The sequence below is a fragment of the Hymenobacter sp. APR13 genome (genome assembly GCF_000737515.1).
Taxonomy (GTDB): Bacteria; Bacteroidota; Bacteroidia; order Cytophagales; family Hymenobacteraceae; genus Hymenobacter.
On sequence record NZ_CP006587.1, the window covers coordinates 1,043,028 to 1,068,313 of the forward strand.

The window sequence follows — 25,286 nt, forward strand, 5'->3', positions numbered from 1 at the left end:
CAATCAATATCAATCAAACCAACGAGTTATGACCTTTCCGATGTGGGCGCAAGCCGGTTTTTGGGGGCTTGTGTCGGGGTCGGCACTGCTGCTGGGTGCGGCGGCAGGCTATTTCATGCGGGTGCCGCAGCGGCTGATTGCGGCCATTATGGCCTTTGGCAGCGGCGTGCTGATTGCCACTCTTTCGCTGGAACTGATGGAGGAAGCCTACCACAAGGGCGGCTTCACGGCCACGGCGCTGGGGTTTCTGGGTGGCGCGGGGGCTTTCACGCTGGCCAACTGGCTGCTGGCCCGCCACGGGGCCAAGCACCGCAAACGCTCCGGCGAGCATCAGCAGCAGGAGCGCACCGCCGTGCAACAGGGGCAGACCGAAGGCTCCGAAAGCGGCGACGATAATGGCCTGGCGCTGGCCATTGGAGCCTTGCTGGACGGCATTCCTGAGAGCATCGTTATCGGGCTGAGCATGCTGGCGGGCGGCGGCGTGAGCGTGGTGGCCGTGGTGGCCATCTTCCTTTCCAACCTGCCCGAAGGCCTTTCCAGCGCCTCCGGCATGCGCAAGGCCGGCCGCCCGGCCCGCTACGTGCTGCTGCTGTGGGCCGGTATTGCCCTGATTTCGGGCGTGGCCTCGCTGGCCGGCTACACCGTGTTCAGCCAGTTCTCCGACGAGGTGGTAGCTGCTACCATGGCCGTATCAGCCGGAGCCGTGCTGGCCATGATTGCCGATACCATGATTCCGGAAGCATTCGACGTGGCCCACAACTTCACGGGCTTTATCACGGTGCTGGGGTTTCTAGTGTCGTTTTTCCTGAGCAAAATGGAGTAGCAGAGCGAGTAGTAAACCAGTCATGCAGAGCCGGAGGCGTATCATCTCGCGTGTTGACGTTGCTTCACTGGCCCAGGGTTTAAACCCTGGGCTACGGAGCGGTTGCTGTTCAATTATTCGGCAACGTTAGTGCGCGAGATGCATCGGCAGTACCTCTGTCCGACGTTCCATCTTCACTTCAAACACGAAAAAGCCGTCAGATTCCCCCCTGACGGCTTTTTCTCCCCACTCCACAACTCACCCGGCATGAGCCATCCCGCTTTCCGGAGCCGGAAGGCTGCTGCCCGGGTGGTACTTACACGCTTTCCGCTACTGGTTCGCGCCGGTAGCTGCGCTCAAATTCTTCGTCGATATGATAAGTGGACTCCTCGTGCTGGCTTAGGTCGAGGCCCAGTTCTTCGTCCTGCAGCTTCACGCGCAGCCCGAAGAGGCGGTCGGTGAGCTTGAGAAGCAGCCAGGAGCCCACGAAGGAGTAGCTCACCACAATCAGCAGGCCCAGCACGTGGTAGCCAAATACGGTGGCCGAACCGTGCACCAAACCCACTTTATCGGCGAATACGCCGGTGAGCAGCATGCCCACGATGCCGCCCAGGCCGTGGCACGGAAACACGTCGAGCGTGTCGTCGAGGGTAGTGCGGTTGTTTTTCCAGTGCACGGCGCCGTAGCTGATCAACGACGCCAGCACCCCGATGAAAATGCTGTGCCCGTATTGCACGAAGCCCGCCGCCGGCGTGATGGCCACCAGCCCCACCACGGCCCCAATGCAGGCGCCCAGTGCGGTAGGCTTGCCGCCGTGCACCGTCTCGACCAGCAGCCAGGCCGTGAGGGCCGCGCCCGAGGCCAGCGTGGTGTTCACGAAGGCCAGCGCGGCCACTTCGTTGGCGGCCAGCGAGGAGCCGGCATTGAATCCAAACCACCCGAACCACAGCAGCCCGGTACCCAGCAGCACGTAGGGCACGTTGGGCGTGGAAAAAGCGGCTTTGCGCACGTGCGTGGTGCGACGACCCAGCACCATGGCGCCAGCCAGCGCTGCAATGCCTGCCGAAATATGCACCACCGTACCGCCGGCAAAATCGAGCACGCCCCACTGCCGCAGGAAGCCCTCAGGGTGCCAGGTCCAGTGGGCCAGCGGGCAGTAGATGAACAGACAAAACAGCACCATAAAGGCCAGATAGCCCTTAAAGCGCACCCGCTCGGCAAACGAGCCGGTGATGAGGGCCGGCGTGATGACGGCAAACTTGAGCTGAAACGCAAAGTAGAGCACAAACGGAATGGTGGCCGCAAACGCCGGATTAGGCGCGGTGCCTACGTTGCGCAGCATAATGAACGTGAGCGGGTTGCCGATCAGGCCGTGCCAGGAGTCGCCGTAGGCCAGCGAAAAGCCCACGAAGTAGAACACCAGCGTAATCACGCCCATGGCCACAAAGCTCTGCAGCATGGTGCTGATGACGTTCTTGGGCCGCACCATGCCGCCATAGAAGAACGACAGCCCCGGCGTCATGATCAGCACGAAGGCCGTGGCCGTGAGCATCCAGGCCACATCGGCGCCGTTGAGCGAGCCCGCCAGCGCCGCCGGGTGCGGCAGTTCCGTGAAGGCCGCCACCGCCGCCAGCCCGACCAGCGTCACCAGCGAAAACATGCTCAGACTGGTAAGCTTTTTTGAAGGAGCAATCATGTCCACAGGAATCGATGTAGTGCGTTATGCAAAGGCAATTTAACAACAAACTGCCTTTTCACAAGCAATACCCCTCCGTATTCAACCCCTATATTCTATAAAGTACCTTCTATACCAAAAATACACCCTAATAAATACACCCAATTCGTCAAAACTCACACATACATAAAGGACATGCCTGTCACTTCGCTGACAGCGAGACAATAGGTTTACTTTCCAGCCTTACAGGGTTTAGCGACGGTTACTTGCCGCGCTTCCAGCGGTAGTAGGCGCGGTACCAGAACGAGGTCTTCTTGCGCAGCGTGGCCGTGGTTTCTTCCGGAAATATGTTCACCCGAAACACCTGCATCCGGTCGTCTTCGAGGTGCAGGCCGCCGGTGTCGGTGGCTACGCCGAAGGCGAAGCCGGCCGCCTGCACCTGGGCTTTGGTTTCGGGCGTGAGGGCGCCGTAGGGGTAGGCAAAGGACACGATGCGCGTGGCCAGGGCCTGCTCCAGGGCCGTTTTGCTGTCCTGGATTTCCCGGGCAGCCTCGGCGGCGGGCAGCTCCGGCAGGCGGGCATGGCGCATGGTATGGGCCCCGATTTCCCAGCCGGCGGCCACAAACGCCAGCTTCTGCGCTTCGTCCATGATGTCGGAGCGCGGCTCGGTGGGGTCGGCGTCCACGTCCCAGTAGTTGTAGCGGATGGCGGGGTCGCCGAGCAGGTAGAGCACGCCGCGGTAGCCGTACTGCTGCATCAGGGGCAGCAGGTTGGTGTAGTTGTCGAGGTAGCCGTCGTCGAAGGTGAGGATGAGCGGGCGGGCCGGGAAGTCGGCCAGGGGCCGCTCGCCGTTGGCAAAGGCCAGGTAGTCGAGGAAGGTGATGGGCGTGAACTGCTGCTGCCGGAAAAAGCGCAGGTGCTCCTCAAACCGGTCTTTCGTGACGAAGATGCGGTGCTTGGTTTGCAGCGGCTCCGTCGGGATTTTGTGGTACATAAGCACCGGCAGGAAGCCCGGCAGCCGCTTTTTCATGATGGCCGAACGGTACACCGTCAGGACCTCGGCGCTGATGCGGGCCAGACTGAACTCAGTGCGCACGCGCTGCTGCAGGGTGGCCGGCACCGCCGCCGGGGCCGCCAGAAACGCCCGCACCTGCGCCAGCAGCGCCGGGTAGTCTACGTGCGAGCTGGTGCCGACCTGCGCCGAGATGTCGCCGAAGTTGGAGGCGGCGGCCGTGGGGTAGCTGGCTTCCGTCACGATGCCTTCGCAGGTGGCTTCGCCCAGCGCCAGCACCGGCACGCCCGCGCCCAGCGCCTCAATGGCCACCCGCCCCGCCCCTATCACCAGCGTGGAGCGGCGCAGCCAGCCCGGCACATCATCAGTGAAGCCTACCACCTCCACCCGTTCGCCAAACTGCTGTTGCAGCGCCACCAGGGCCGTTTTGCCGGCTTCGGGCAGATGCTCCAGCTCGCCGCCCACCAGCGCCAGCCGCAGCCCGGCAAACCCGGTGAGCAGCGCCGGAAACACCTGCTGCAGCAGGGCCGCCGCCCGCTCGCCCTTGCCGCCGTTGAAGCGCCCGATGAAGGAGAGCCTGAGGTTGTCCGCAGTTGAGGCCTCATCCCCCCGGCCCCCTTCTCCCGTGGAGAAGGGGGAGCCTGACGGCTTTTTAGAATTATCATCTATGGCTAGTTCCCCCTCTCCACGGGAGAGGGGGCTAGGGGATGAGGCCACCGGTAGAGCTGATCCAGGAAAATCCACTCCGTTGGGCAGCTGCACGATTTTCTCGGGGCGCATTTTCACTTCCTCGATGAGGTGCTGACGCAGGTTTTCGCAGATGGCAATGACTTTGTCGCCGTAGATGTCGAAGAGGCTGGTGCTGGTGTGCAGGTGCTGGCGGCCGTGCACGGTGCTCACCAGCGGCACCTTCAGGCCCCGCAGCGCGAAATAGGCCACCCAGCTGGCAGCGCGCGAGTGGGCGTGCACCACCTCAATCTGCTGCTGCTGCACCAGCTGCCGAATGCGCCGGATGTTGCGCAGCCGCTGCGGGTGCCGCCGGTTGCTGATGGGCAGCTGCTCGACGTGCGCGGCCGTGGGCAGCGTGGCCGCGTCCGACAGCAGCCAGACCTCGTGGCCCTGGGCGCGGTGCGCCTCGGCCAAGTGCACGGCGTAGCTCACCGAACCGGCGAAGAAGTTGGCGGACAGCAAGTGCAGAATACGCATAGGAAACGAGGCAGACAGGTGAGCGGGCAAAGGTACGAAGCCCCGCAGGGGCCTAGCGGGCCGGCGCGGGCTTCACCAAAACCGCGGAACCGAAAAAGCCGGATTTGCGAACAGCGGAGCCCGTTTCTGCCGCGCCAATTGGCCGCAAAACCCGTAGCTTGCGGCCTCTCTTTATCGTGTAGATTATGGCCGCCTTACCCAATCCATCCGACTTACAACCCCTACTCGACGCCCTGCAGTTTTCGCCCGAAAACGTGCCCCTACGCCGCCACGTAGCCAACCTGCTGCGCCAGATGGGCCGCTTTGCCGAAGCCGAAGACCACTACCGCCTCGGCCTGCGCCAGGCCCCCGACGACGTGGAGCTGCAGCTGGGGCTGGCCGAAACCTACGCGGCCCTGCTGAAAACCTCGGCCGCGCTGGTGGTGCTGGAAGAAGTGCTGCGCGCCCACCCCGACCACGCCCGCGCCCACCTGCTGCACGCCCGGGTGCTGGCCCGCGCCGGCGGTCCGCCCGACGAAGCCCGCGCCGCCTACCAGCAGGCCCTGCAGCTGGACGGCAGCCTGCGCGACCAAGACCTCGACGAGCAGCTGGGCCTACGCCCGGCGGCCCGCCCTGCCGGGGGCGGCCCCGCAGCCGACTACAACGCCACCCACGTTTCAGACCAGGGCCTGGATGAAAAGGCGCTGTTTGCGGGCCTGGAGAAGCCGAAAATCACGTTTCAGGATGTGGGCGGCATGGACGCAGTGAAGGAGGAAATTGGGATGAAGATGATTCAGCCGCTGCTGCATCCCGACTTGTACAAAGCCTACGGCAAAGCGGCCGGGGGCGGACTGCTGCTGTACGGCCCGCCCGGCTGCGGCAAAACCTACCTGGCCCGTGCCACGGCCGGCGAGGTGAAGGCCTCGTTTATCCACGTGGGCATCAACGACATTCTGGACATGTGGATGGGCCAGAGCGAGAAGAAGCTGCACGACTTGTTCGAGCTGGCCCGCGTGCAGGCGCCCTGCGTGCTGTTTTTCGACGAGGTGGATGCCCTGGCCGCCAACCGCCACGACCTGCGCCAGAGCGCCGGCCGCACCCTCATCAACCAGTTTCTGGAGGAGCTGGACGGGGCCCGCAGCTCCAACGACGGCGTGCTCATCCTGGCCGCCACCAACGCCCCCTGGCAGCTCGACCCCGCCTTCCGCCGTCCCGGCCGCTTCGACCGGATTGTGCTGGTGACCCCGCCCGACGAGCCCGCCCGCGTAGCCATCCTGGAAGTGCTGCTGCGCAACAAGCCCGTGGCCGCCGACCTGCGCCTGCCTGCCCTGGCCGCCCAAACCGCCGGCCTCTCCGGCGCCGACCTGCAGGCCGTGGTGGACACGGCCGTGGAGGCCTGTTTGCGCGAGTCGATGAAGGCGGGCCAGGTGCGGCCGGTGCAGCAGAGCCACCTGCTGGCCGCCGCCAAGCAGGTGCGCCCCAGCACCAAGGAGTGGTTTGCCACGGCCAAAAACTACGCCCTCTACTCCAACGAAGGCGGCACCTACGACGACATCCTGACTTATCTGGGCATCAAAAAATAGCTTTGCCATGATGCCCGGAACCCCGGCCGCGCGGTGGCAGGACGCGGTGCAGAACCTGCTGGATATACACCGGCCGGAGCAGGCCGAACGGCTGGTTCGGCAGCAGCTGGCGCTCAATCCGCAGGATGTGTTTGCGCACATCCTGCTCAGCTTTGCGCTATACCAGCAGAGTCGGCTGGAAGGAGCGCGGGAAGTGGCTCAGCAGGCGCTGGCCCTGAACCCAACCGCCAGTGAGGCATTTTATGTGCTGTTTCTGGTGGAAGACCAAGCCGGACAGGCGCCTGCCCGGGCCGGGGCGTTGCGGGAAGCCCTCCGCCTGCAGCCCTTCAACCCCAAATACCTGGCGGCCCAGGCTCAGCTTCACTTACACCAAAACCAGCCGGCCGCGGCGCAGCAGACGGCGGCGCGGGGCCTGGCCAATTACCCTAGTCACGCCGGCTGCCTGATAGCGCTGGCGAATGCGCTGCACGAACAGCAGCGCTGGCCAGACCTGGCGCCGGTGCTGCAGCAGCTGGTGGCGGCTCATCCTACTATGCCGAAAGCGCACCAGCTGCTGGGCCGCGAGGCGATGCGGCTGCAGTACTATGCAGCCGCCCAAACGCATTTTCAGGAAGTGTTGCGCCTGGCTCCCACCGATGCCACGGCCCTGCACGGAGCCAGTCAGGCAATCCGCCGCCAGCTCTGGATTGGCCGGGCGGCCGTGTGGCTGGATAATTATCTGACCTTCATTTCGGAAGGCACCAAACAAGGCAAGCTGAGAGCTTGGGGGCATTTCCTGCTGATTCTGATTCCGCTGAGCCTGCTGTGCATCCCCATCCTGCTTTTCATGGGGTTTGAGGCCGTGTACTGGCGCCTGCACCCGCAGGTGCGGCGCCTGCGTAACCGCCCCGACCAGGCCCTTCCGTACGCGCAGCAAACATTCTGGCGGTATGGGCCGGTAGCGGCCTTTACGCTGTTGCTGCTGGCCTGGCTTACGGGCATATTCTGGCTGCTGGTGTGGCTGGGCGTGCCGGAAAGCAGCCTGGGGCCAGGCCTCACGGGCGGGCTTACTACGGTGGCTATGGCTATTTGGGCCGCTTTCAAACACGCCTCCGAGCAGCCGTTGCCTGAAAAGTCGCCCTTGGGAAAGGTGCTGGCCGCCGCGCTGGCGCTGGCACTCAGTATTACGTGCGCAAGCTGGTCGGCAACCTGGCCCTATGGGCCGCTGGGAATACTGGGGCTCACTAGCTGGGCCGGGTTTATCGTCTTTCGCCGGGCGCGGGCAGCAGCGTAGTAGCCGCCGCTTTTTGCTTTTTCTATCACGTGTTCCATGGATAACCCTCAGCCGCGCCGGATTCAGGTTTTGCTGCGCCAGCTACGCCCCGACCTAGCCAAAACGGAAGCCCGGCGGCAGCTGGCCCGGTTTCCGGAGTCCAGCCAGCTGCAGGCGCTGCTGGGGCTTAGCCTGATTCGCCAGCACAAACCGGCCGAAAGCCAGCCCCCCGCCGAGCGGGCCGTGGCCCTGGACGCGCAGAACGACTTTGCCTTCTACGTGCTCAGCATCGCCTGCCTGCAGAATGGGCAACTGCCGCAGGCCGCTCTGCATATTGCTACGGCCCTGCAGCTGCAGCCCACCGTGCCCGACTACCATTTCCTGCAGGGCTCCGTGGCTTTCGCCGAAGGCCATACGGAAGCCGCCCTGGCTGCCGCCGACCGGGGTCTGTGGCTGCATCCGCAGCACGTGCAATGCCTCAACCTCCGGGCGCGGGCCCTGTCCAGGCTGGGTGGCGGGGCCGACTGGCAGCCGGGGTACCAGCAGGCGCTGCGCGAGGCACCTCTGTTTGCGCCTACGCACGTCAACCTAGGCTTCAGCCACCTGGAGCACGCCCAGTTTCAGCAGGCCGAAGCGCATTTTCTGCAGGCCCTGGCCCTCGACCCCACTTCGCAGGAGGCCCGGGCGGGCGTGGTATCCACGGCCGTTTCCCGCGCGGGCTTAGCTCCCCAGCCCAAGCCCCCCAAACCGTGGTTTGTTGAAAACAAACGGGCCGGTTTTTTCCTGATTGCCCCTTTTGTATTGATGTTTCTGGTGGTGCTTTATGCCGCACTGGAAGATGTGGAAGCTGCCACCCTGCGGCAGTATGCGCTACCAGTGCTGGCCGGGGCAGTGCTGCTGTTTCTCTCGCCGGTGTGGCTGATTGCCAGCTTCAAAACCCTGCACCTTAGCTGGCAGCTGCTGCGGCCCGCTACCCGCCACATTCTGCCGCCTCCCCACGGCCGACAGTTGGCCGTGGAGGCCGGGGCCATCCTGGCGTTCTACCTTACCCTGGCGGCCCTGCTGCTACCGGGCACCGCAGGCGGGGGCGGGATGCTGCTTGTCCTGAGCTTGACGGCGGTGGCCGTGGGCCAGCAAACCCTCAGCACCGTGCCGGGCCGCCGGGTGGGCTACCTTTACGCCGCTGGGCTGCTGCTGCTGGCCGTGGTGCTGGGCGCCTTGCATCCCGCGTACGGCCTGAGCTGGCGGGCCCTGATGCTGTATTTCAACCTCGGAACCTGGCTCTATCTGCTGGCCTTTTCTTATCTCGATTAACCGCTCTTGCCTCTATTCATGGATTCCTATCAGTCGATCAGCCGCGTACAGTTACTGCTGCAGCACAAGCGCCCCCAGGAGGCCGAGCAGGAAGCCCGCCGCCAGCTCCGCGACAACCCCGACAACAGCTTTCTGCACTGCCTGCTGGCGTTGGCGTTGATGGAGCTGACTCAATTGACCGAGGCCCAGGTCGAAGCCGAGCAGGCCATCTACCTCGACCCCGAAAGCAGCTTTGCCTTCTACGTGCTGAGCGCCGCCCTGCAGCGCCAGCATGAGTTGCCGGCGGCGCTGGAAGCCATTGAGCAGGCCCTGGCCCTCGACCCCGAAGATGCCGACTACCAGCACGTGCTGGGCCAGTTGCGGTTTCAGCAGGGGCAGCTGCACGCCGCGTTGCGCGCAGCCGAAACCGGTTTGCAGGTCGACCCCACCCACGTCGACTGCCTGGGTCTGCGGGCGCGCTGCCTGGCCCGCCTCGGCCGCCGCGACGAAGCCTCCGCCGACCTCGACGAAGCCCTGCGCCACAGCCCCACCGATGCCGGCACCCACGCCGACCTGGGCTGGGTGGCCCTGGAGCGCGGCCGCGCCAAGCAGGCCGCCGGCCACTTCCGCGAAGCCCTGCGCCTCAACCCCACCTCCGACTACGCCCGCGAAGGCCTGGTATCGGCCCTAAAAGCGCGTTTCTGGCTCTACAATGGCTTCTACCGCTTCATGGTCTGGACCCAGACGCTGAGCCCGGGCACCCGGCAGGGCCTGTTTATCGGACTTTTTCTGCTCTCGCGGGTAGTACCGGGGCTACTGCCGCTATACCTCGTGCTGGTGTACATGAGCTGGTTTGCCGAGCCCCTGTTCAACTCGCTGCTGCGCTTCAACCGCTACGGCCGCTTTGCCCTCAGCGAAGCCGACACGCGCTATTCCAACCAGTTTCTGGCCTTGCTGCTGAGTGCCCTGGCCCTGCTGGGCGCGGGCCGTTACGGCCACCTCAGCCCGCTGACTACGGCCGGCATTGTGGGGCTGGGGCTGCTGTTTCCGCTGGTGGGCACGCAGCGGCAGTGGCACCCAAAACGGCGGCAGCAGTCGAAGTGGTTTGGCTGGGGCCTGGCGGCCGTGGGCGTACTGGCCATCTGCTTTGATGTGCTGGCGCTGCCGGGTGAGGGTCCGCTGTTCCTGACGTTTCTGGGCGGCACGCTGGTGTACGTGTGGGTGATGGGCCTGCGTAGCTAGATTTTGCAACAGCCAGGGAAAAGAACGTCATGCTGAGCTTGCCGAAGCATCTCTACCGCTTCGTTGCCCGGTTGTAGAGACGCGACACTTCGCGTCTCGTGGTCCGCGCCATTAGGTCCATTCGGATGGCCCAACGTCAGCAACGACGAGACGCGAAGTGTCGCGTCTCTACAACCGTTCGGACAGCCCAACATCAGCAACGACGAGACGCGAAGTGTCGCGTCTCTACACAGTGCCGGATACTACCCGTTTGCCCGGCCCAGCACGTTGTCCAGGTACTTCTGGGCTGAGCCGGTATTGAGCAGCAGGATCTGCTCCTCGGGCCGGATCTGGCCAGTGTGCAGCAGGTGCAGAGCCGCACTCCAGAGCGCCCCGCCCTCCGGGGCCACGAACAGGCCTTCCAGGTGACTTAGCTCGCGCATGCCCGCCAGCATCTGCTCGTCGGTGATGGGCAGGGCCAGACCGTGGGACTCATCCAGCACATCCAGCATGAGCGGTTCGCCCAGGGGGCGGGGCACGGCCAAGCCGTTGGCAATGGAGGGCTGGCCCACGTAGGCGTGGCAGTTGGGCTGGCGGCCGGCGCGGGTTTCCACCAACGGGCAGCAGCTGGCGGCCTGCACGGCTATCATCCGGGGCAGCCTGGCGTGGCGTGGCAGCCAGCCCAGCTCATGCATTTCGCGCAGGGCCTTCCAGATGCCGATGAGGCCGGTGCCACCCCCGGCCGGGTACAGCAGCACATCGGGCAACGACCAACTGAGCTGTTCGGCCAGCTCGTAGCCCATAGTTTTCTTGCCTTCGAGGCGGTAGGGCTCCTTGAGGGTGGATACGTCGAGCAGCTCGCCAGCGGCGTTCAGTTCGCGCACCCGGGCGGCGCAGTCGTTGATGAGGCCGTCCACGAGGTGCACCTCGGCGCCGTACCAGTAGCATTCCTCCTTGAAGGCCGTGGGCGTGTGGCGGGGCATCACCACCACGCAGCGCAGGCCGGCCCGGGCGCAGTAGGCGGCCAGGGCCACGCCCGCGTTGCCGGCCGTGGGGATGATGCAGCCGGTTACGCCCAACTCTTTGGCTTTGGAAACCGCCATACTCAGGCCCCGGGCCTTGAACGAACCGGTCGGGTTCTGGCCTTCGTCCTTGAGCAGCAGGCTGCGCAGGCCGTGGCGGGCGGCCAGGCGGGGCAGCGGCAGCAGCGGCGTCCAGCCCTCGCCCAGCGTCACTAGGTTGGCGTCGTCGAGCAGGGGCAGCAAAGCCCGGTAGCGCCACATGGAGTTATCGGCCGGGTTGATGACGTCGGCGGGGGTGAGCGGGGCGGTGAGGTCATAGCGGGCCAGCAGCGGCTGGCCGCAGCAGGCCGATACGCGCTGCAGCGCGAAGGCGTCGTGGGGGGTGTGGCAGGCGGCGCAGTGCAGCACCTGCAAACGGGAGTGGGTGGTGGTCTCGAGGGTGGTCATAGCAGGGAGTTGAACGCAAAGCTCCCGCCGCCCTATGCCCAAACCAAACGCCTTCTTGGAATAGCCTATGCCTGTTTGGAATGACGAACGACGTAGAGACGCAATATTTTGCGTCTCGTCGTTGCTGAGGTTGTTCGATATGCACCTTGCCGCATCGTTCAACGACGAGACGCAAAATATTGCGTCTCTACACCAGTCAGGCATCAGCACGCGAGATTCCTCGCAGGCTCGGAATGACGTTCTGGGTTACCGCTGCGCGTTGCCGTAATACAGCCGGGCGAACTGCACGAAGGTTTTGTAGGGCAGGTTGTTTTCGGTGCCTTTGCGCTGCACGAAATCGAAGTGGCGCACTAGGTTCAGGTCGCGCACGGGCACTTCCACCAGCTCGCCGGCGGCCAGCTCCTTCATCACCGACTGCCGGGGCAGAAACGCCAGGCACGTATCTACCCGCACGAAGTTCTTGAGGGCTTCGGTGCCGCCCAGGCGCACTTTCACCGGCAAATCAGTGAGGCGGATGCCGTGGGTTTGCAGGGCCTCTTCCAGCACGGCCAGCGTGCCCGAGCCGGTTTCGCGCAGGGCCACGGGCGTGCGGCGCAGGTCCTGGGCTTCCAGCTCGCGGCGGTGCAGCGGGTTGCGGGCCGAGCACACGGCCACCACCTCATCGGTGAGCAGCGGGGTGTAGGTGACGTGGCTGACTTTGTGGATGCCCTCGATGATGCCCAGGTCGATTTCGTGCTCCAGCAGGGCTTTGAGGATGTTCTCGGAGTTGCGGTTTTTGAGCGTGAGCTGGGTGTGCGGGTAGCGGCCCAGGTAGGCCGACAGCACCGGCGGAATCACGTAGAGCGAAATAGTGGTGCTGGCCCCGATTATCATCTGCTGGCGCGGCTGAAACTCGGGACTCAGCTCGGTGAACTCCTGCTCCAGTTCGTGCTGCAGCTGCCGGGCCAGCAGCAGCTTGCGGTACAGCAACTCGCCGGCGGCCGTGAGCTGCACCGCATTGCCGAGTCGCTCAAACAAACCCGTCTTGTAGTGCTCCTCCAGCGCCCGCACCCGCTTGCTCACCGCCGACTGGCTCAGAAACAGCGTCTGCCCCGCCTTGGTGAAGCTCAGCTGCCGGGCAACTTCCAGAAAGACTTCGTGCGCGTGGGAAAGCATGGTAGCGAAGGTACGCGCCCGGATGGTTTTTGGGCGGTGTTGGGGCGGGGGTCAGCAAAGGGATAATTGGCACAAGTGTAACGCAGCATGCCTCCGGCTAGTCATTTCAAATCACGCAATACTTCCCCAAACGGCGTAGTTTGAGTCTCCTGATGAGGCTATAAGCAAAATACCGCCCTCATCTACACTTGTACCATCTGACAATTGCCAAGGCTCATGTTCATGCTCGGTAGTACCATTAATCCTGAACCATGAACCGTCATCAAAACGCACTTCTAAATCCGCGGTATCGGTACAGAAAGCATCTGCTACTCGCTTCAGATTGACGCTATTCATTCCCAGCAGCATACGCTCTGCTTCACTCAACTTATCATCCCGCTGAGGATAGAAAGTAATACCAGAATCGAAGTAAAGCTCTATGTCACCGTGCTTCCCTCTAAATTGGATGTATGGGCTTTGATGAAGTACACCAAAGCTTTCAACATTGGTATCAACCAAAAGCGTGCTTACTATACGAGTAGCTACGTCTATATTATTCTTCATAATTCATATAAGTTGGCAAAAACCCAATAACTATTCCCATTCAAACCTATACAAAACCTAGCAGAAACGCCGTTTTTCTATACCTTCCGGCGTCCTTCTAAGCTCCTCCCCTTCCATGCTATCGAAAACACTTTCCCGCCTGCCGCTGCTGGTGTTGCTGGCTTTGCTGTGCGCCTGCTCCAAGTCCGGCTCCGAGGCCGGCCAGGACCCCAACGGCGAGGAAATTGACCCGTACCAGAACCTCGTGTTTCAGTTTGCCGAGGCCGTGGTGACGCCCGAGCTGCAGGACCGCTGGGATACGGTGCAGGTGGTGAGCTTCGAGCCGGCCGTGCGCGGCAAGTTCAAGTGGACGTCGGACCGGGAGCTGGTGTTTTCGCCCAGCACGCCGTTCAAGCCCAGCACGAACTTCAAGGCCACGCTGCGCAAGGAGGCCCTGCCCGAAGGCAAGCGCAACGCCGAGCTGCCCGAAAACCGCCAGAAATTCCACACGCCCTACCTGGAGCTACAGGAGCCGCAGGCATTCTGGGGCCGCTCCAGTCGGGCCGCCGGCACCGCCGAGATGCGCGTGGAGCTGCCCTTCAACTACGCCGTGAAGCCCGCCGACGTGAAGCCCCTGCTGCGCGTGACCCAGGACGGACAACCCGTGGCCTTTGAGGTGAGCGGAGAGCCGGGCGAGGTGGTGCGCGTGCGCCTCAACCAGCAGGTGCGCCCCGGCACGCCGCTCACCGTGGCGCTGGCCCAGGGCTTGCACGCCGTGGGCAGCGACCAGCCTAGCACCGCCGACTACGAAACCCAGGTAACCGTGCCCGACCCCGAGGCCCTGCAGGTAACCACCATCGAAGGCTCGCTGAAAAACGCCGACCCGATGGTGCTCATCACCACCAACCAGCCCGTCACGGCCACCGATTTGCAGAGCTACATCACCGTGTCGCCGCAGGTGGCCTACGAGGTGGAGGAAACGGAAAACGGCGTGCGGCTGAAAGGCGGCTTCGAGGTGGGCCGCACTTACCAGATTGGCGTGAACCAGGGCCTGCGCGGAGCGCTGGGTGGGATGCTGGGTGAGGGTGTGACGCAGTCGGTGAGCTTCTCCGACGAGCGGCCTACCATCAGCTTCGGCAGCGCTGAGAAGGCCATGTACCTCGACGCTCTGGGCTCCCGCAACCTGGGCGTGCGCATCAACGAGGTAAACCAAGTGAAGGTGACCATTGCCAAGGTGTACGCCAACAACATTCAGCAGCTGCTGCGCGGCGGCAGCCAGTACGGCTACCCCGAGTACGACGGCGAGGAAAGCAGCGAGGAAGAAGACGACGGGGGCGAGTACGTGGACCGCTCCTTCCAGTACTACGACGTGGAGAACCTGGGCAACGTCCTCACGGAGCGCACCTACACCGTGTCGGGGCTGCCGAAGGCGCAGGGGCTGCGGCTGCTGAACCTGAACCTCAAAGACCTGGAGTTTTCGGGCGGGCTGAAAGGCCTGTACGTGATAAAGGTGCAGGACACCGAGCGGCAGTGGCTGCAGGTAAGCAAGCTGGTGGCCGTTTCGGACATCGGGCTGATTGTGAAGCAGGGCAAGGCCGGCAGCACGCTGGTGTTTGCCAACTCCATCCGCAACGCCAAGCCGCTTTCCGGCGTGGAGCTGCGCTACATCAGCACCAACAACCAGGTGATGGGCACCGGCCTTTCCAACGGCGACGGTGTGGCCCGCTTCGACAGCACCGCCGCCAACGGCCGCTTCAAGCTAGGCATGGTGATGGCCCAGCAGGGCAACGACTTCACCTTCCTCGACCTGAGCCGCAGCCGCGTGGAAACCTCCCGCTTCGAGGTGGGCGGCCTGCAAACCAACGCCGCCCGCTACCAGGCCTTCCTCTACGGCGACCGGGACCTGTACCGCCCCGGCGACACCATCCAGACCAACACTGTACTGCGCACCGACGCCTGGCAGGCCCCGCCCAAGGGGCTGCCGGTAAAAATCCGGCTGCTGCTGCCCACTGGCAAGGAGTACGCCAGCCTGCAGAAAACCCTGAACGCGGCCGGCTCCTTCGAGGCCCGCTTCATCCTGCCCCCGGCCGTGATGACCGGCCTCTACACCCTGGAAGTGTTAACAGGCAACGATGTGCTGCTGACGTCGCGCCAGCTCTCGGTAGAGGAGTTTATTCCAGACCGCATGAAGGTGACGGTGAAGGCCGACCGCGCCGTGGTGAAGCCCGGGCAGTCGATTTCGGCGCAGATTACGGCCCAGAACCTGTTCGGTCCACCCGCCGCCGACCGCAAGTTTGAAGTGGAGTTTTCCTTGAAGGAAAAAGCCTTCAACCCCAAAGGCTTCGAGCAGTTCACCTTCGCCATCAACAGCGGGGAGCGGCGGCGCGGCAACTACGGCGACCTGGAATCGACGCCCATTGCCGACCGTTTCGAGAAGACCACCCGCGAAGGCACCACCGACGCCGCCGGCCGCGGCACCGCCACTTACGAAGTCCCCGACTACACCGACCTGGGCACGCTGGAAGGCGCGGCCTTCACCACGGTGTTCGATGAAACCGGCCGCCCGGTAAACCGCCTGGCCACCTTCGAGGTGCAGACCCAACCGGTGCTGTTCGGCATTCGGAGCGCCGATGATTTGGTGAGCACCGGCCAGCCGCTGGCCGTGCAGCTGGCGGCCCTCACGCCGGCCGGCCAGCCCACCACGGCCCAGGCCCGGGTGCAGGTGGTGCGCCTGCTCTGGGAGACAGTGATTGAGCGCCAGGGCGGCCGCTACGTGTACAACTCGCAGAAGCGCGAGGAAGTGGTACTCAACCGCGTGGTGTCGGTGAAAGGCGCGGGCCAAGACGCCGGCCTGAACTTCACGCCCACTTACTCCGGCGAGTACGAAATCCGGGTATCGGGCACCGGGGCCGTGACCTACGTGGCCCGGCGCGTGTACGCCTACGGCTACGGCGACACCCAGAGCAACTCGTTCGAAGTGAACAACGAGGGCGAGGTGACCATTGAGGCCGACAAGCCCAAGTACGAGCCCGGCGACGTGGCCCACCTGCTGCTGAAAACGCCCTTCCCCGGCCGCGTGCTCGTGACCGTGGAGCGGGACCGGGTGCTCGACCACTTCTACGTGACCACCGACGAGAAATCGGCCAAGGTGGACGTGCCCATCCGGGGCAACCACGTGCCCAACATCTACGTGACGGCCACCGCCATCCGCGAAATTAAGGACAACCGCCTGCCACTCACCGTGGCCCGGGGCTTCGTGCCGCTGACGGTGGAGAAGCCCGGCGCGCGCCTGCAAGTCGCCATTAAGGCACCCGCCCAAAGCCGCTCCCAAACCGCCCAAACCATTGAAGTAACCACCGCCCCCGGCGCGCAGGTGACGCTGGCCATGGTGGACGAGGGCATTCTGCAGATGAAGGACTACCGTACGCCCGACCCCTACGGCTACTTCTACCAGAAGCGCGCCCTGGAAGTGCAGGCCTACGACGTGTACCCCTTCCTGCTGCCCGAGCTGGGTTCCAGCAGCACCGGCGGCGACGGTTACGACCTCTCGCGCCGCACCACGCCCGTGCCCAACCGCCGGGTGCGCCTGCTCGCCAAATGGAGCGGCGTCCTCACCGCCGACGCCAGCGGCAAGGTGCGCTACAAACTGCAAATTCCGCAGTTCAGCGGGGCCATCCGCATCATGGCCGTGGCCTACAAAGGCGACGCCTTTGGCTCGGCCGAGCACACCATGAAAGTGGCCGACCCGGTAGTTATTTCAACGGCCCTCCCCCGCTTCCTCAGCCCCGACGACACGGCTTATGTACTTGTCACCATGACCAATACGCTAAACCACGGGGTCACTGGCTATGTAGGTATGCAAGCCACAGGTGCTCTGTTCCGCACTAAACCCGGTTCGGCGGGACCAAACCTGGTGGGAGAAGAGCTTGTAAGCATCGGCGCCGGCAAAGAAATACAATTAGGCTTCCGTGTCCTTGCGAAGAATGCAATTGGCATAGGTACATTGACACCTAACTTTTTTAATTCTAACACCAACGAATCGTTTAAGGAAACTATTGAAATTCCGGTCCGGCCCGCTTCGCCGCTGCAGAAGCGTACGGGGGCGGGCGTGGTGGCGGGCGGTGCGGCCCAGCAGCTGAACCTGCGCACCGACTTCCTGCCTTCCTCCCTGCGGAGCCAGCTGGTGGTGAGCCGCTCGCCCATGACGGAGTTTGCCAAGGACCTACGCTACCTGCTGCAATACCCCTACGGCTGCTTGGAGCAAACCGTGTCGGCCGCCTTCCCGCAGCTGTACTACGGCGACCTGGCCGCCACCCTGGGCCAGAAGAACGGCCCAGGCACTAAGCACCAGGCACTAAGCACTAAATACAACCCCAACTACCACGTGCAGGAAGCCATCCGAAAGGTGGAAGCCCAGCAGATGTACAACGGCAGCCTCAGCTACTGGCCCGGCGGCGACTACGACAACTGGTGGGCCACCGCCTACGCCGCCCACTTCCTGCTGGAAGCCCAGCAAGCCGGCTTCGACGTGAACAAGAACGTGCTGGACCGGGTGCTGCGCTACCTGCAGGCCCGCGTCCGCAAGCGCGAAACCGACACCTACAACATCATCCAGACCGGCGGCGTGATTCAGCCCGTGACGCTGGCTAAGAAGGAAATATCCTACTCGCTCTACGTGCTGGCTGTGGCCGGCCGCCCCGATGCTGTGGGCCTGAACTACTACAAAGCCAACCGCAAGCTGCTGCCCGAGGATTCGCGCTGGGTACTGGCCTGCGCTTTCGCCCTGAGCGGCAACCAGCGCAGCTACCGGGAGGCCCTGCCCACCCGATTTGGGGTGCAGTCCATAGCCGGCCGCCAGCTCGACGGCGCCTTCTCCTCCCCCATCCGCGACGAGGCCCTGGTGCTCAACGCCCTGCTCGCCGCCGACCCCGCCAACGCCCAGGTGAACGTGCTGGCCCGCCAACTCAGCCGCCAGGTGAAGCAGGCTGGCTGGCTCAGCACCCAGGAACGCGCCTTCGCGCTGCTGGCCCTCGGCAAGCTGGCCCGCAAAAACGCCGGCAGCACCGTTACGGCCAGTCTGCTGGCCGACGGCAAGGCCATTGGCAACTTCTCGGGCAAGGACCTCACGGTAAGCAACGTGGCCAACCGCCAGCTGGCCCTGCGTACCAGCGGCAAGGGTAGCCTCTACTACTTCTGGGAAACCGAGGGCATCTCGCCCACCGGCCAAATCCGCGAGGAAGACGCCTACCTGCAAGTGCGCCGCCAGTTCCTGAACCGTACCGGCCAGCCCGTGGGCAGCACCAGCTTCCGCCAGAATGATTTGGTGGTCGTGAAAATCACCATCCAATCAGCTGAGTCGGCCGGAGAGGTGAAGAACGTGGCCATTACCGACCTGCTCCCCGCCGGCCTGGAAATCGAAAACCCGCGTATCGGGGCCGTGCGCGACATCACCTGGGCCACCGATGCCGCCCAACCGGACTACCTCGACGTGCGCGACGACCGAATCAACCTCTTCACCACCGTCACGCCCCAGCCCAAGTCGTTCTACTACCTCTGCCGCGCCGTCTCGAAAGGCACCTTCAAGCTCGGCCCCGTCAGCGCCGACGCCATGTACAACGCCGAGTACCACAGCTACGCCGGCAGCGGCGTGGTGCGGGTGCGGTAACAGAACGGTGTAGAGACGCAATATTTTGCGTCTCGTCGTTGCTGATGTTGTTTGGGCAGCGCGGTTCCGGGCCGTTCAACTACGTGCCACCGCATCGTTCAACGACGAGACGCAAAATATTGCGTCTCTACACCGGTACAATTGCTTTATGCCTCACCTATGGACTCCGGGCTGTATCAAGATAAATACCGCATTGCTTCAACTCGCTGGCATGGATACGACTACAGCCAGAACGGTGCGTATTTCGTCACTATCTGCACGCATAGCCGACGCCGGTATTTTGGGGAGATACAAGCTGGACAAGCCATAGGTAAAGCAGCAGTATTGACTCCCACTCCTCTGGCAGAGCGGGCCTTGACATGTTGGCAGGAAATACCGGACCACTTTGCTTTTGCAGTACCGGACGCTTTTGTCGTGATGCCTGACCATGTACACGGCATCATCTTCTTCCACAAACCGGATACGAATACGGAAGCCGCTGCCACGTTCGGCCCACAAAGCCAAAATTTGGCGGCTGTCGTGCGGGGCTTCAAAGTAGGCGTGAAGGCCTGGGCAACGCGTGCCGGCGTGGAATTTACGTGGCAGCGGAGGTACTTTGACCGGGTGATTCGCAATGAAGTCGAGCTACAGAAAGCACGGGAATACATTCGCAATAATCCATCCCAATGGTCGGCTGACCACGACAAAGCAGATGGTTTGTTCCGTTGAACGAGGTAGAGACGCAATATTTTGCGTCTCGTCATTGAACGATTCAGAATTGCCCGAACGCCGGAAATAGAAAACCTCAGCTACATCTAATAACATCAGCAACGACGAGACGCAAAATATTGCGTCTCTACATCCCATGAAACGCCGCCCCCTTTACCGCTTGCTGGCGGGCTTTGGCCTGTTGTTGCTGCTTCTGCTGGGGCTGGATTTTGCCTTTCCGGTGCCGCCGGCTCCGCAGTACTCGCCCCTGGTGCTGGCCGCCGACGGCTCGGTGCTGCACGCCTACCTCAACCCCACCCAGAAGTGGCGGATGAAAACCGAGCTGCGCGAGATTACGCCGGTGCTGCGGGCGGCCATCATCGAGAAAGAGGATCGGTGGTTTCGGTGGCATTTCGGAGTGAACCCCGTGGCGCTGGTGCAGGCGGCCGGGCGCAACCTGTTCGGCACGGGGCGCACCACCGGGGCCAGCACCATTACGATGCAGGTGGCCCGGCTGCTGGAACCCAAGGAGCGCACGTTGCCCAACAAGCTGCTGGAAATGGCCCGGGCCGTGCAGCTCGAATCACATTACAGCAAGGACGAAATCCTGCAGCTGTACCTGAACCTGGTGCCCTACGGCGGCAACGTGGAAGGCGTGAAATCGGCCGCGCTGCTCTACTTCCAGCAAACGCCCGACTACCTCTCTCTGGCCCAGACGGTGACGCTGGCCATCATCCCGAACCGGCCGCGGGGGCTGGTACTGGGCAAGAACAACGCGGCCGTGCTACGGGAGCGGAACCGGTGGCTACAGCGCTTCGGGGCGGCCGGGCTGTTTCCGGCGCAGGACGTGGCCGACGCGCTACTAGAGCCGCTGGATGTGCAGCGCCACGCCGCGCCCACCCTGGCCCCGCACCTGTCGCGGCGGCTGGTACGGCAGTTTCCGCACGCGGCCATCATCCGCAGCAGTTTGCAGCGCAGCAAGCAAAGCAAGGCCGAAGACCTCACGCTGGGCTACGTGCGCCGCCTGCGCGAGCTGGGCATCACGCAGGCGGCCGTGCTGGTGGTGAACAACCGCACCCGGCAGGTAGAAGCCTACGTGGGCTCGGCCGATTTCCGCGACTTCGCCAGCCAGGGCCAGAACGACGGCGTGGTGGCCGTCCGCTCGCCGGGCAGCACGCTCAAGCCGTTTCTGTACGCGCTGGCCATGGACCGGGGCCTCGTCACGCCCAAGCAACTGCTGCCCGACGTCCCCACCAACTTCCAGGGCTACCGGCCCGAGAACTTCGACAAGCGCTGCAATGGCGAAGTGACGCTGGAACGCGCCTTGGCCTACTCGCTCAACATCCCGGCCGTGCGCGTGCTCAACCAACTCGGCGTACCCACTTTCACCGAAAAGCTCCAGCAGGCCGGTTTCCAGAACGTGAAGCGCAACCGCGACCAGTTGGGCCTGAGCAGCATTCTGGGCGGCTGCGGCGCGAACTTGGAGGAACTAACGGGCTTGTATGTGACACTGGCCGATGCCGGGCAGTACGCGCCGTTGCAGCTGACATCCTTCACGAAGCCTAAGTCCGCAACATCCCTGATTTCCGAGTCGGCAGCCTTTCTCACCACCGACATCCTCAGCCAACTTACCCGCCCCGACCTCCCGCTGGGGGCCGCCAGCAGCATGCGGTTACCCAAAGTGGCCTGGAAAACCGGCACCAGCTACGGCCGCCGCGACGCCTGGAGCATCGGCTACAACCGGGAGTACACCATTGGCGTGTGGCTGGGCAACTTCAGCGGCCAGGGCAGCCCGGCCCTCACCGGGGCCGACGTGGCCACGCCGCTGCTGTTCGACCTGTTCAACGCCCTGGCCTACAACTCGCCCAACGACTGGTTTGCGCCCCCGGCGGCGCTGGACTTCCGGCTGGTGTGCACCAAAAGCGGCTTGGTGCCGGGCGAGAACTGCCCCCACCAAGTAATCGACTATTTCCTCCCCAGCGTGAGCAGCGGGCAGCGCTGCCAGCACCAGCGGGAGGTGCTGGTGTCAGAAGATGGCGGGTTTGCCTACTGCCGGGCCTGCGCGCCGGCGGCCGGCTACCGTCGGGAGTTATATCCGAATCTGCTACCGGAGGTAGCGGCTTATAAGGAGGCCCAGGGCATTCCGTACCGCCGCCTGCCGCCCCACAACCCACAGTGCCAGCTGGTGCGCGGCGGCCCCGAAAAAGCCCCCAACATCACCTCGCCCACCGCCAACACCGAGTACGTGCTCAACGCTCACGAGCAGCAACAGCTCCTACTGAGCTGTACCACCGACAACGAGGTACGTCAGGTGCACTGGTACGTGAACGACCAGTTTCTGCGCACGGCCCGGGCCACCGAGCGGGTCTTTTTCCGCCCGCAGCCCGGCCCGCTCAAAATCTCCTGCGCCGACGACCACGGCCGCAACACCGACGTGCTGGTGACGGTGACGGAGCTGGAGTAAGCCGCCCGCGCAGTAGCGAGAACCATTGAACCCAGGCTGCCGAGCAGCTCTGGTCCGGTGGCTATTGAAGCCGTCGGGCCGGTCTTCGCGTACTGATGCAGTGGCCGGCAGGTTGTATCCGCCAGGATGCTAGAACGGCGACTGGTCCGACGGCTAAAAAGCTGCCGGACCGGAGCGGCGGTTTACCTGAAGCTGAACCATGCGCTGGCAGCTTCTTAAAGACTCCTAAAAACCTTCCGGCTACTGGCTAGTTTAACCAGCTTCCGCCCTTTCACCAACCGGAATCCGGGCCGGCCGTTTTTGGCTGGTCAGGAGGTTCCGGGCCCCGGGACTCGTGCAGCCTCCCCCCGGCTGCCGGTGTCCATCGGGGCATCCGCCCTGCCGCTTCTATTGGGTCACCCAGCCCTGAACCGCTCAGTTACGTATCGGAGTAACTGCTTTTCCTTTCGTATGAAACACGTACACCAGGCGCTCCGGCTTCTGCTAGGTTTGCTGTGGCTTGCTCCCAGCGCGGGACTGGCCCAGACCACTGCCCCCTCCTTACCGCCCAACCAAGAGCTTACCCTCGACCAATGCCTGAATGTGGCGCTGGCTAATCAGCCGTTGCTGCGGCAGGCCCGCGTTGATCAGGAAATTACCCGCTCCGAAAATCAGATTGCGCTGGCTGGCTGGCTGCCGCAGGTGGGGTTGCAGGGCACGGCGCAGCATTACTTTCAGCTGCCCTTCACCATCTTCCCCGACCCCGCCACCGGTACGCTTACGCCCCGCCAGATTGGGGTGCGCAACGTGACCACCGTGGGCCTGAGCGGGACGCAGTCTATTTACAACAACGACGTGCTGCTGGCCGCCCGCAGCAAGCGGTTCAACAACCAGGCCGCCACCCAGAACACGGTGAACGTGAAGATTGCCACGGTTTCGGACGTGAGCAAGGGCTTCTACGACGTGCTGCTGGCCCAGCGCCAGCTGGAGGTGTTCAGCCAGGATATTGCCCGCCTGCAGCGCAACTACCGCGACGCCCGGGCCCGCTACGAAACCGGCATTGCCGATAAAACCGAGTATCTGCAGGCCGAAATTTCCCTCAACAACTCCCTGGCCGGCCGCAAACAGTCGCAGGAGGCCATTAAGGCGCGGCTGGCCTACCTCAAGCAGTTGATGGGCGTGCCTCCCGAGCGGCCCCTGGCCCTGCAATACGACACCCTGAAGCTGGAATTGGATGCCACCATGGACACGGCCGTGGTCCTGAACATCAGCAACCGCATCGAAATCCAGCAGCTACAGACGCAACGGTCCTTGCAGGACCTGACGGTGGACTACTACCGATTCGGTTTTCTGCCGTCGTTGTCGGCGTTTGCCAACTACAACTCGGTGTTTCAGAACAACTCGGCCAGCGACCTGTACCGCACCCGCTTCCCGAACTCCTACGCCGGTTTGCAGCTCGGTCTGCCCATTTTCACCGGCTTCCGGCGGCTGCAGAACGTGCGCCGCGCCCGCCTGCTCAACACCCGCCTCGACGAGGACGTGAGCAACACCCGCAACCAGATCAACACCGAGTACGCCACGGCGCTGGCCAACTACAAGGGCTACTACACGCAGTACCTGCTGGGCAAGCGCAACCTGGAAGCCTCTAAGGAAGTGTACAACGTCATCAACCTGCAGTACCGGGAAGGCATCCGCGCCTACATCGACCTGATTGTGGCCCAGACCACCCTGCGCACCTCCCAGCTCAACTACTACACCGCCCTGTTCCAGCTCTTGAGCAGCAAAGTAGACCTGCTTCGCGCCCTCGGCGAGCTGCCGACGGAGTATTAAGCCTCGTTGGAACCACGCCGTTTAAACGATGTAGAGACGCAATATTTTGCGTCTCGTAATTGAACGGCACCGCCAGACGATTGACGTAACAACATCAGCAACGACGAGACGCAAAACATTGCGTCTCTACATCGTGTAACACCGCACGCCATAGCCTAGGGTTTCAACCCTGGGCACCCGCGCCACCCGCCGCCTCAATCACCCTCCTTCCGCCGCTCTTGCTTTCCGATATGAACCATACCCTCCTCCGTCCCCTCGCCTTTGCCGCCAGCCTGTTGGCGTTGGCCAGCTGCGGCAAGAAAGAAGACGAAAAAGCTGCCGGGCCGCCGCCGGCTACGCCCGTGACGCTGGTTGCCGCCCGCACCACCGACGCCGTGTACTACGACGAGTACCCGGCCACCGTGGTGGCTCTCAACCAGGTGGAGCTGCGCAGCCAGGTGGCCGGGTTCATCACCCGCATCTACTTTAAAGACGGCGACGTGGTGCGGAAGGGGCAGCCGCTGTATGAGGTGGACCGCCGCAAGTACCAGGCCGCCTACCAGCAAGCCCTGGCCGGCCTGCGCAGCGCCCAGGCCGTGGTGCAGAACGCCCAGGTGAACCTGAACCGCTACCAGCGCCTGGCCCAGCAGGACGCCATTGCCAAGCAGATTGTGGACAACGCCGCCACCAGCTACTCCACCGCCCAGGCGCAGGTGGCCGAGGCCCAGGCCAACGTGGCCCTGGCCCGCACCGACCTCGACTACTCCGTGATTAACGCGCCGTTTACGGGCCGCATTGGCATTTCGCAGGTGCGGCTGGGGGCGCAGGTGAGCCCCGGCACCACGCTGCTCAACACCATCAGCGCCGAGGACCCGATGGGCGTGGACTTCGTGATTCCGGACACCGACCTGAGCCGCTTCGCCGACTTGCAGCGCCAGGGCGGCCAGGATTCCACCTTCCGCCTCATGCTGCCTGATGGCACGCGCTACGCCCAGCCCGGCAAGATGCTGGCCATCGACCGGGGCGTAAACCAGCAAACCGCTACCGTACAGATTCGGGTGCAGTTCTCGAATCCCAAGCGGGAGCTGAAGGACGGCATGAGCACCGTGCTCAACGTGCTCAACCGGCAGTCGGGACGCCGGCTGGTGGTGCCGTTTAAGGCCGTGGTGGAGCAGATGGGCGAGAACTTCGTGTTCATCGCCGGCGACAGCAGCAAGGCCGTACAGCGCAAAGTGCAGCTCGGCCCCCGCCTCCGCGACCAGATCGTGATAATGAACGGCATCCAGGACGGCGACAAAGTGGTAACCGAAGGCCTCAACCGCCTCCGCGACGGCGGCCAGATAACCACCGGCGCGCCCGCTACCGCCCCTACTGCCGCTAAGTAAGCAGCAGAACGTCATGCAGAGCGCAGCGAAGCATCTCGCGTGCTGACGTCAGAATATTAGTGCAACGTCAGCACGCGAGATGCTTCGGCTTCGCCTCTGCATGACGTTCTGCTAAGCACTAAGCACCA

The 25,286-nt window shown here is 63.6% G+C and carries 15 protein-coding genes; 10 read left to right on the forward strand and 5 right to left on the reverse strand.

The window, feature by feature from the left end:
- The first annotated feature begins 28 nt into the window (after positions 1–28).
- Complete coding sequence (locus N008_RS04410) at positions 29–823, forward strand: ZIP family metal transporter (RefSeq protein WP_044014037.1); 795 nt, start codon at positions 29–31, stop codon at positions 821–823.
- Positions 824–1,118: 295 nt separating this feature from the next.
- On the opposite strand, the gene N008_RS04415 is transcribed toward N008_RS04410, so the two are convergent.
- Together N008_RS04415 and N008_RS04420 are read right to left on the reverse strand one after the other, a co-directional pair.
- Complete coding sequence (locus tag N008_RS04415; RefSeq protein ID WP_071884485.1) at positions 1,119–2,498, reverse strand: ammonium transporter; 1,380 nt, start codon at positions 2,496–2,498, stop codon at positions 1,119–1,121.
- A 241-nt stretch (positions 2,499–2,739) separates the two neighbouring features.
- Positions 2,740–4,695 (reverse strand): glycosyltransferase, encoded by a 1,956-nt coding sequence (locus tag N008_RS04420; protein ID WP_044014039.1) that lies wholly within the window; start codon positions 4,693–4,695, stop codon positions 2,740–2,742.
- Between the two features lie 185 nt (positions 4,696–4,880).
- Between N008_RS04420 and N008_RS04425 the strand changes: the two genes are divergently transcribed.
- Genes N008_RS04425 through N008_RS04440 form a run of 4 tightly spaced genes read left to right on the forward strand, consistent with a single transcriptional unit; the run spans position 4,881 to position 10,044 of the window.
- Positions 4,881–6,257: an ATP-binding protein gene (locus N008_RS04425; protein ID WP_044014041.1), complete on the forward strand. Its 1,377-nt coding sequence runs from the start codon at positions 4,881–4,883 to the stop codon at positions 6,255–6,257.
- A 7-nt stretch (positions 6,258–6,264) separates the two neighbouring features.
- On the forward strand, positions 6,265–7,530 hold the full coding sequence (locus N008_RS04430; protein ID WP_044014043.1) for a tetratricopeptide repeat protein: 1,266 nt from the start codon (positions 6,265–6,267) through the stop codon (positions 7,528–7,530).
- A gap of 36 nt (positions 7,531–7,566) precedes the next feature.
- Positions 7,567–8,823, forward strand: a complete 1,257-nt coding sequence (locus N008_RS04435; RefSeq protein WP_044014045.1) for a tetratricopeptide repeat protein — start codon at positions 7,567–7,569, stop codon at positions 8,821–8,823.
- An 18-nt stretch (positions 8,824–8,841) separates the two neighbouring features.
- Positions 8,842–10,044 carry a tetratricopeptide repeat protein gene (locus tag N008_RS04440; protein ID WP_044014047.1) on the forward strand — a complete coding sequence of 401 codons (1,203 nt, stop codon included), beginning with the start codon at positions 8,842–8,844 and terminating at the stop codon, positions 10,042–10,044.
- A gap of 242 nt (positions 10,045–10,286) precedes the next feature.
- Here the strand turns inward: N008_RS04440 and N008_RS04445 are convergent, their stop codons facing one another.
- From N008_RS04445 to N008_RS22970, 3 genes are all read right to left on the reverse strand, one after another.
- Positions 10,287–11,492: a threonine synthase gene (locus N008_RS04445; RefSeq protein ID WP_044014049.1), complete on the reverse strand. Its 1,206-nt coding sequence runs from the start codon at positions 11,490–11,492 to the stop codon at positions 10,287–10,289.
- Between the two features lie 246 nt (positions 11,493–11,738).
- Positions 11,739–12,647: a LysR substrate-binding domain-containing protein gene (locus tag N008_RS04450; RefSeq protein WP_044014050.1), complete on the reverse strand. Its 909-nt coding sequence runs from the start codon at positions 12,645–12,647 to the stop codon at positions 11,739–11,741.
- Between the two features lie 111 nt (positions 12,648–12,758).
- Positions 12,759–13,190 carry a hypothetical protein gene (locus N008_RS22970; protein WP_156109009.1) on the reverse strand — a complete coding sequence of 144 codons (432 nt, stop codon included), beginning with the start codon at positions 13,188–13,190 and terminating at the stop codon, positions 12,759–12,761.
- A 115-nt stretch (positions 13,191–13,305) separates the two neighbouring features.
- On the opposite strand from N008_RS22970, the gene N008_RS04455 reads away from it, so the two are divergent.
- The 5 genes from N008_RS04455 to N008_RS04475 all read left to right on the forward strand — a co-directional run bounded on the left by N008_RS04455 (position 13,306) and on the right by N008_RS04475 (position 25,158).
- Entirely contained in the window at positions 13,306–18,834 is a 5,529-nt protein-coding gene (locus N008_RS04455; RefSeq protein WP_044014053.1) for an alpha-2-macroglobulin family protein, read from the forward strand.
- Positions 18,835–18,993: 159 nt separating this feature from the next.
- Positions 18,994–19,542 carry a transposase gene (locus tag N008_RS22265; RefSeq protein ID WP_044014055.1) on the forward strand — a complete coding sequence of 183 codons (549 nt, stop codon included), beginning with the start codon at positions 18,994–18,996 and terminating at the stop codon, positions 19,540–19,542.
- A 136-nt stretch (positions 19,543–19,678) separates the two neighbouring features.
- Positions 19,679–21,985 (forward strand): penicillin-binding protein 1C, encoded by a 2,307-nt coding sequence (pbpC, locus tag N008_RS04465; RefSeq protein WP_044014057.1) that lies wholly within the window; start codon positions 19,679–19,681, stop codon positions 21,983–21,985.
- A 450-nt stretch (positions 21,986–22,435) separates the two neighbouring features.
- Entirely contained in the window at positions 22,436–23,794 is a 1,359-nt protein-coding gene (locus N008_RS04470) for a TolC family protein (protein WP_044014059.1), read from the forward strand.
- Positions 23,795–24,024: 230 nt separating this feature from the next.
- Positions 24,025–25,158 (forward strand): efflux RND transporter periplasmic adaptor subunit, encoded by a 1,134-nt coding sequence (locus N008_RS04475; RefSeq protein WP_044014061.1) that lies wholly within the window; start codon positions 24,025–24,027, stop codon positions 25,156–25,158.
- The last annotated feature ends 128 nt before the right edge of the window (positions 25,159–25,286 follow it).

Excerpts from the sequence above, each read along its gene's own strand:
- N008_RS04420 (WP_044014039.1), bottom strand. The coding sequence starts at position 4,695 with ATGCGTATTCTGCACTTGCTGTCCGCCAACTTCTTCGCCGGTTCGGTG.
- N008_RS04470 (WP_044014059.1), top strand. The coding sequence starts at position 22,436 with ATGAAACACGTACACCAGGCGCTCCGGCTTCTGCTAGGTTTGCTGTGG.
- N008_RS04425 (WP_044014041.1), top strand. The coding sequence starts at position 4,881 with ATGGCCGCCTTACCCAATCCATCCGACTTACAACCCCTACTCGACGCC.
- N008_RS04450 (WP_044014050.1), bottom strand. The coding sequence starts at position 12,647 with ATGCTTTCCCACGCGCACGAAGTCTTTCTGGAAGTTGCCCGGCAGCTG.
- N008_RS04415 (WP_071884485.1), bottom strand. The coding sequence starts at position 2,498 with ATGATTGCTCCTTCAAAAAAGCTTACCAGTCTGAGCATGTTTTCGCTG.
- N008_RS04410 (WP_044014037.1), top strand. The coding sequence starts at position 29 with ATGACCTTTCCGATGTGGGCGCAAGCCGGTTTTTGGGGGCTTGTGTCG.
- N008_RS22970 (WP_156109009.1), bottom strand. The coding sequence starts at position 13,190 with ATGAAGAATAATATAGACGTAGCTACTCGTATAGTAAGCACGCTTTTG.
- N008_RS04440 (WP_044014047.1), top strand. The coding sequence starts at position 8,842 with ATGGATTCCTATCAGTCGATCAGCCGCGTACAGTTACTGCTGCAGCAC.
- pbpC (WP_044014057.1), top strand. The coding sequence starts at position 19,679 with ATGAAACGCCGCCCCCTTTACCGCTTGCTGGCGGGCTTTGGCCTGTTG.
- N008_RS04475 (WP_044014061.1), top strand. The coding sequence starts at position 24,025 with ATGAACCATACCCTCCTCCGTCCCCTCGCCTTTGCCGCCAGCCTGTTG.
- N008_RS04430 (WP_044014043.1), top strand. The coding sequence starts at position 6,265 with ATGATGCCCGGAACCCCGGCCGCGCGGTGGCAGGACGCGGTGCAGAAC.
- N008_RS04445 (WP_044014049.1), bottom strand. The coding sequence starts at position 11,492 with ATGACCACCCTCGAGACCACCACCCACTCCCGTTTGCAGGTGCTGCAC.
- N008_RS22265 (WP_044014055.1), top strand. The coding sequence starts at position 18,994 with ATGGACTCCGGGCTGTATCAAGATAAATACCGCATTGCTTCAACTCGC.
- N008_RS04455 (WP_044014053.1), top strand. The coding sequence starts at position 13,306 with ATGCTATCGAAAACACTTTCCCGCCTGCCGCTGCTGGTGTTGCTGGCT.
- N008_RS04435 (WP_044014045.1), top strand. The coding sequence starts at position 7,567 with ATGGATAACCCTCAGCCGCGCCGGATTCAGGTTTTGCTGCGCCAGCTA.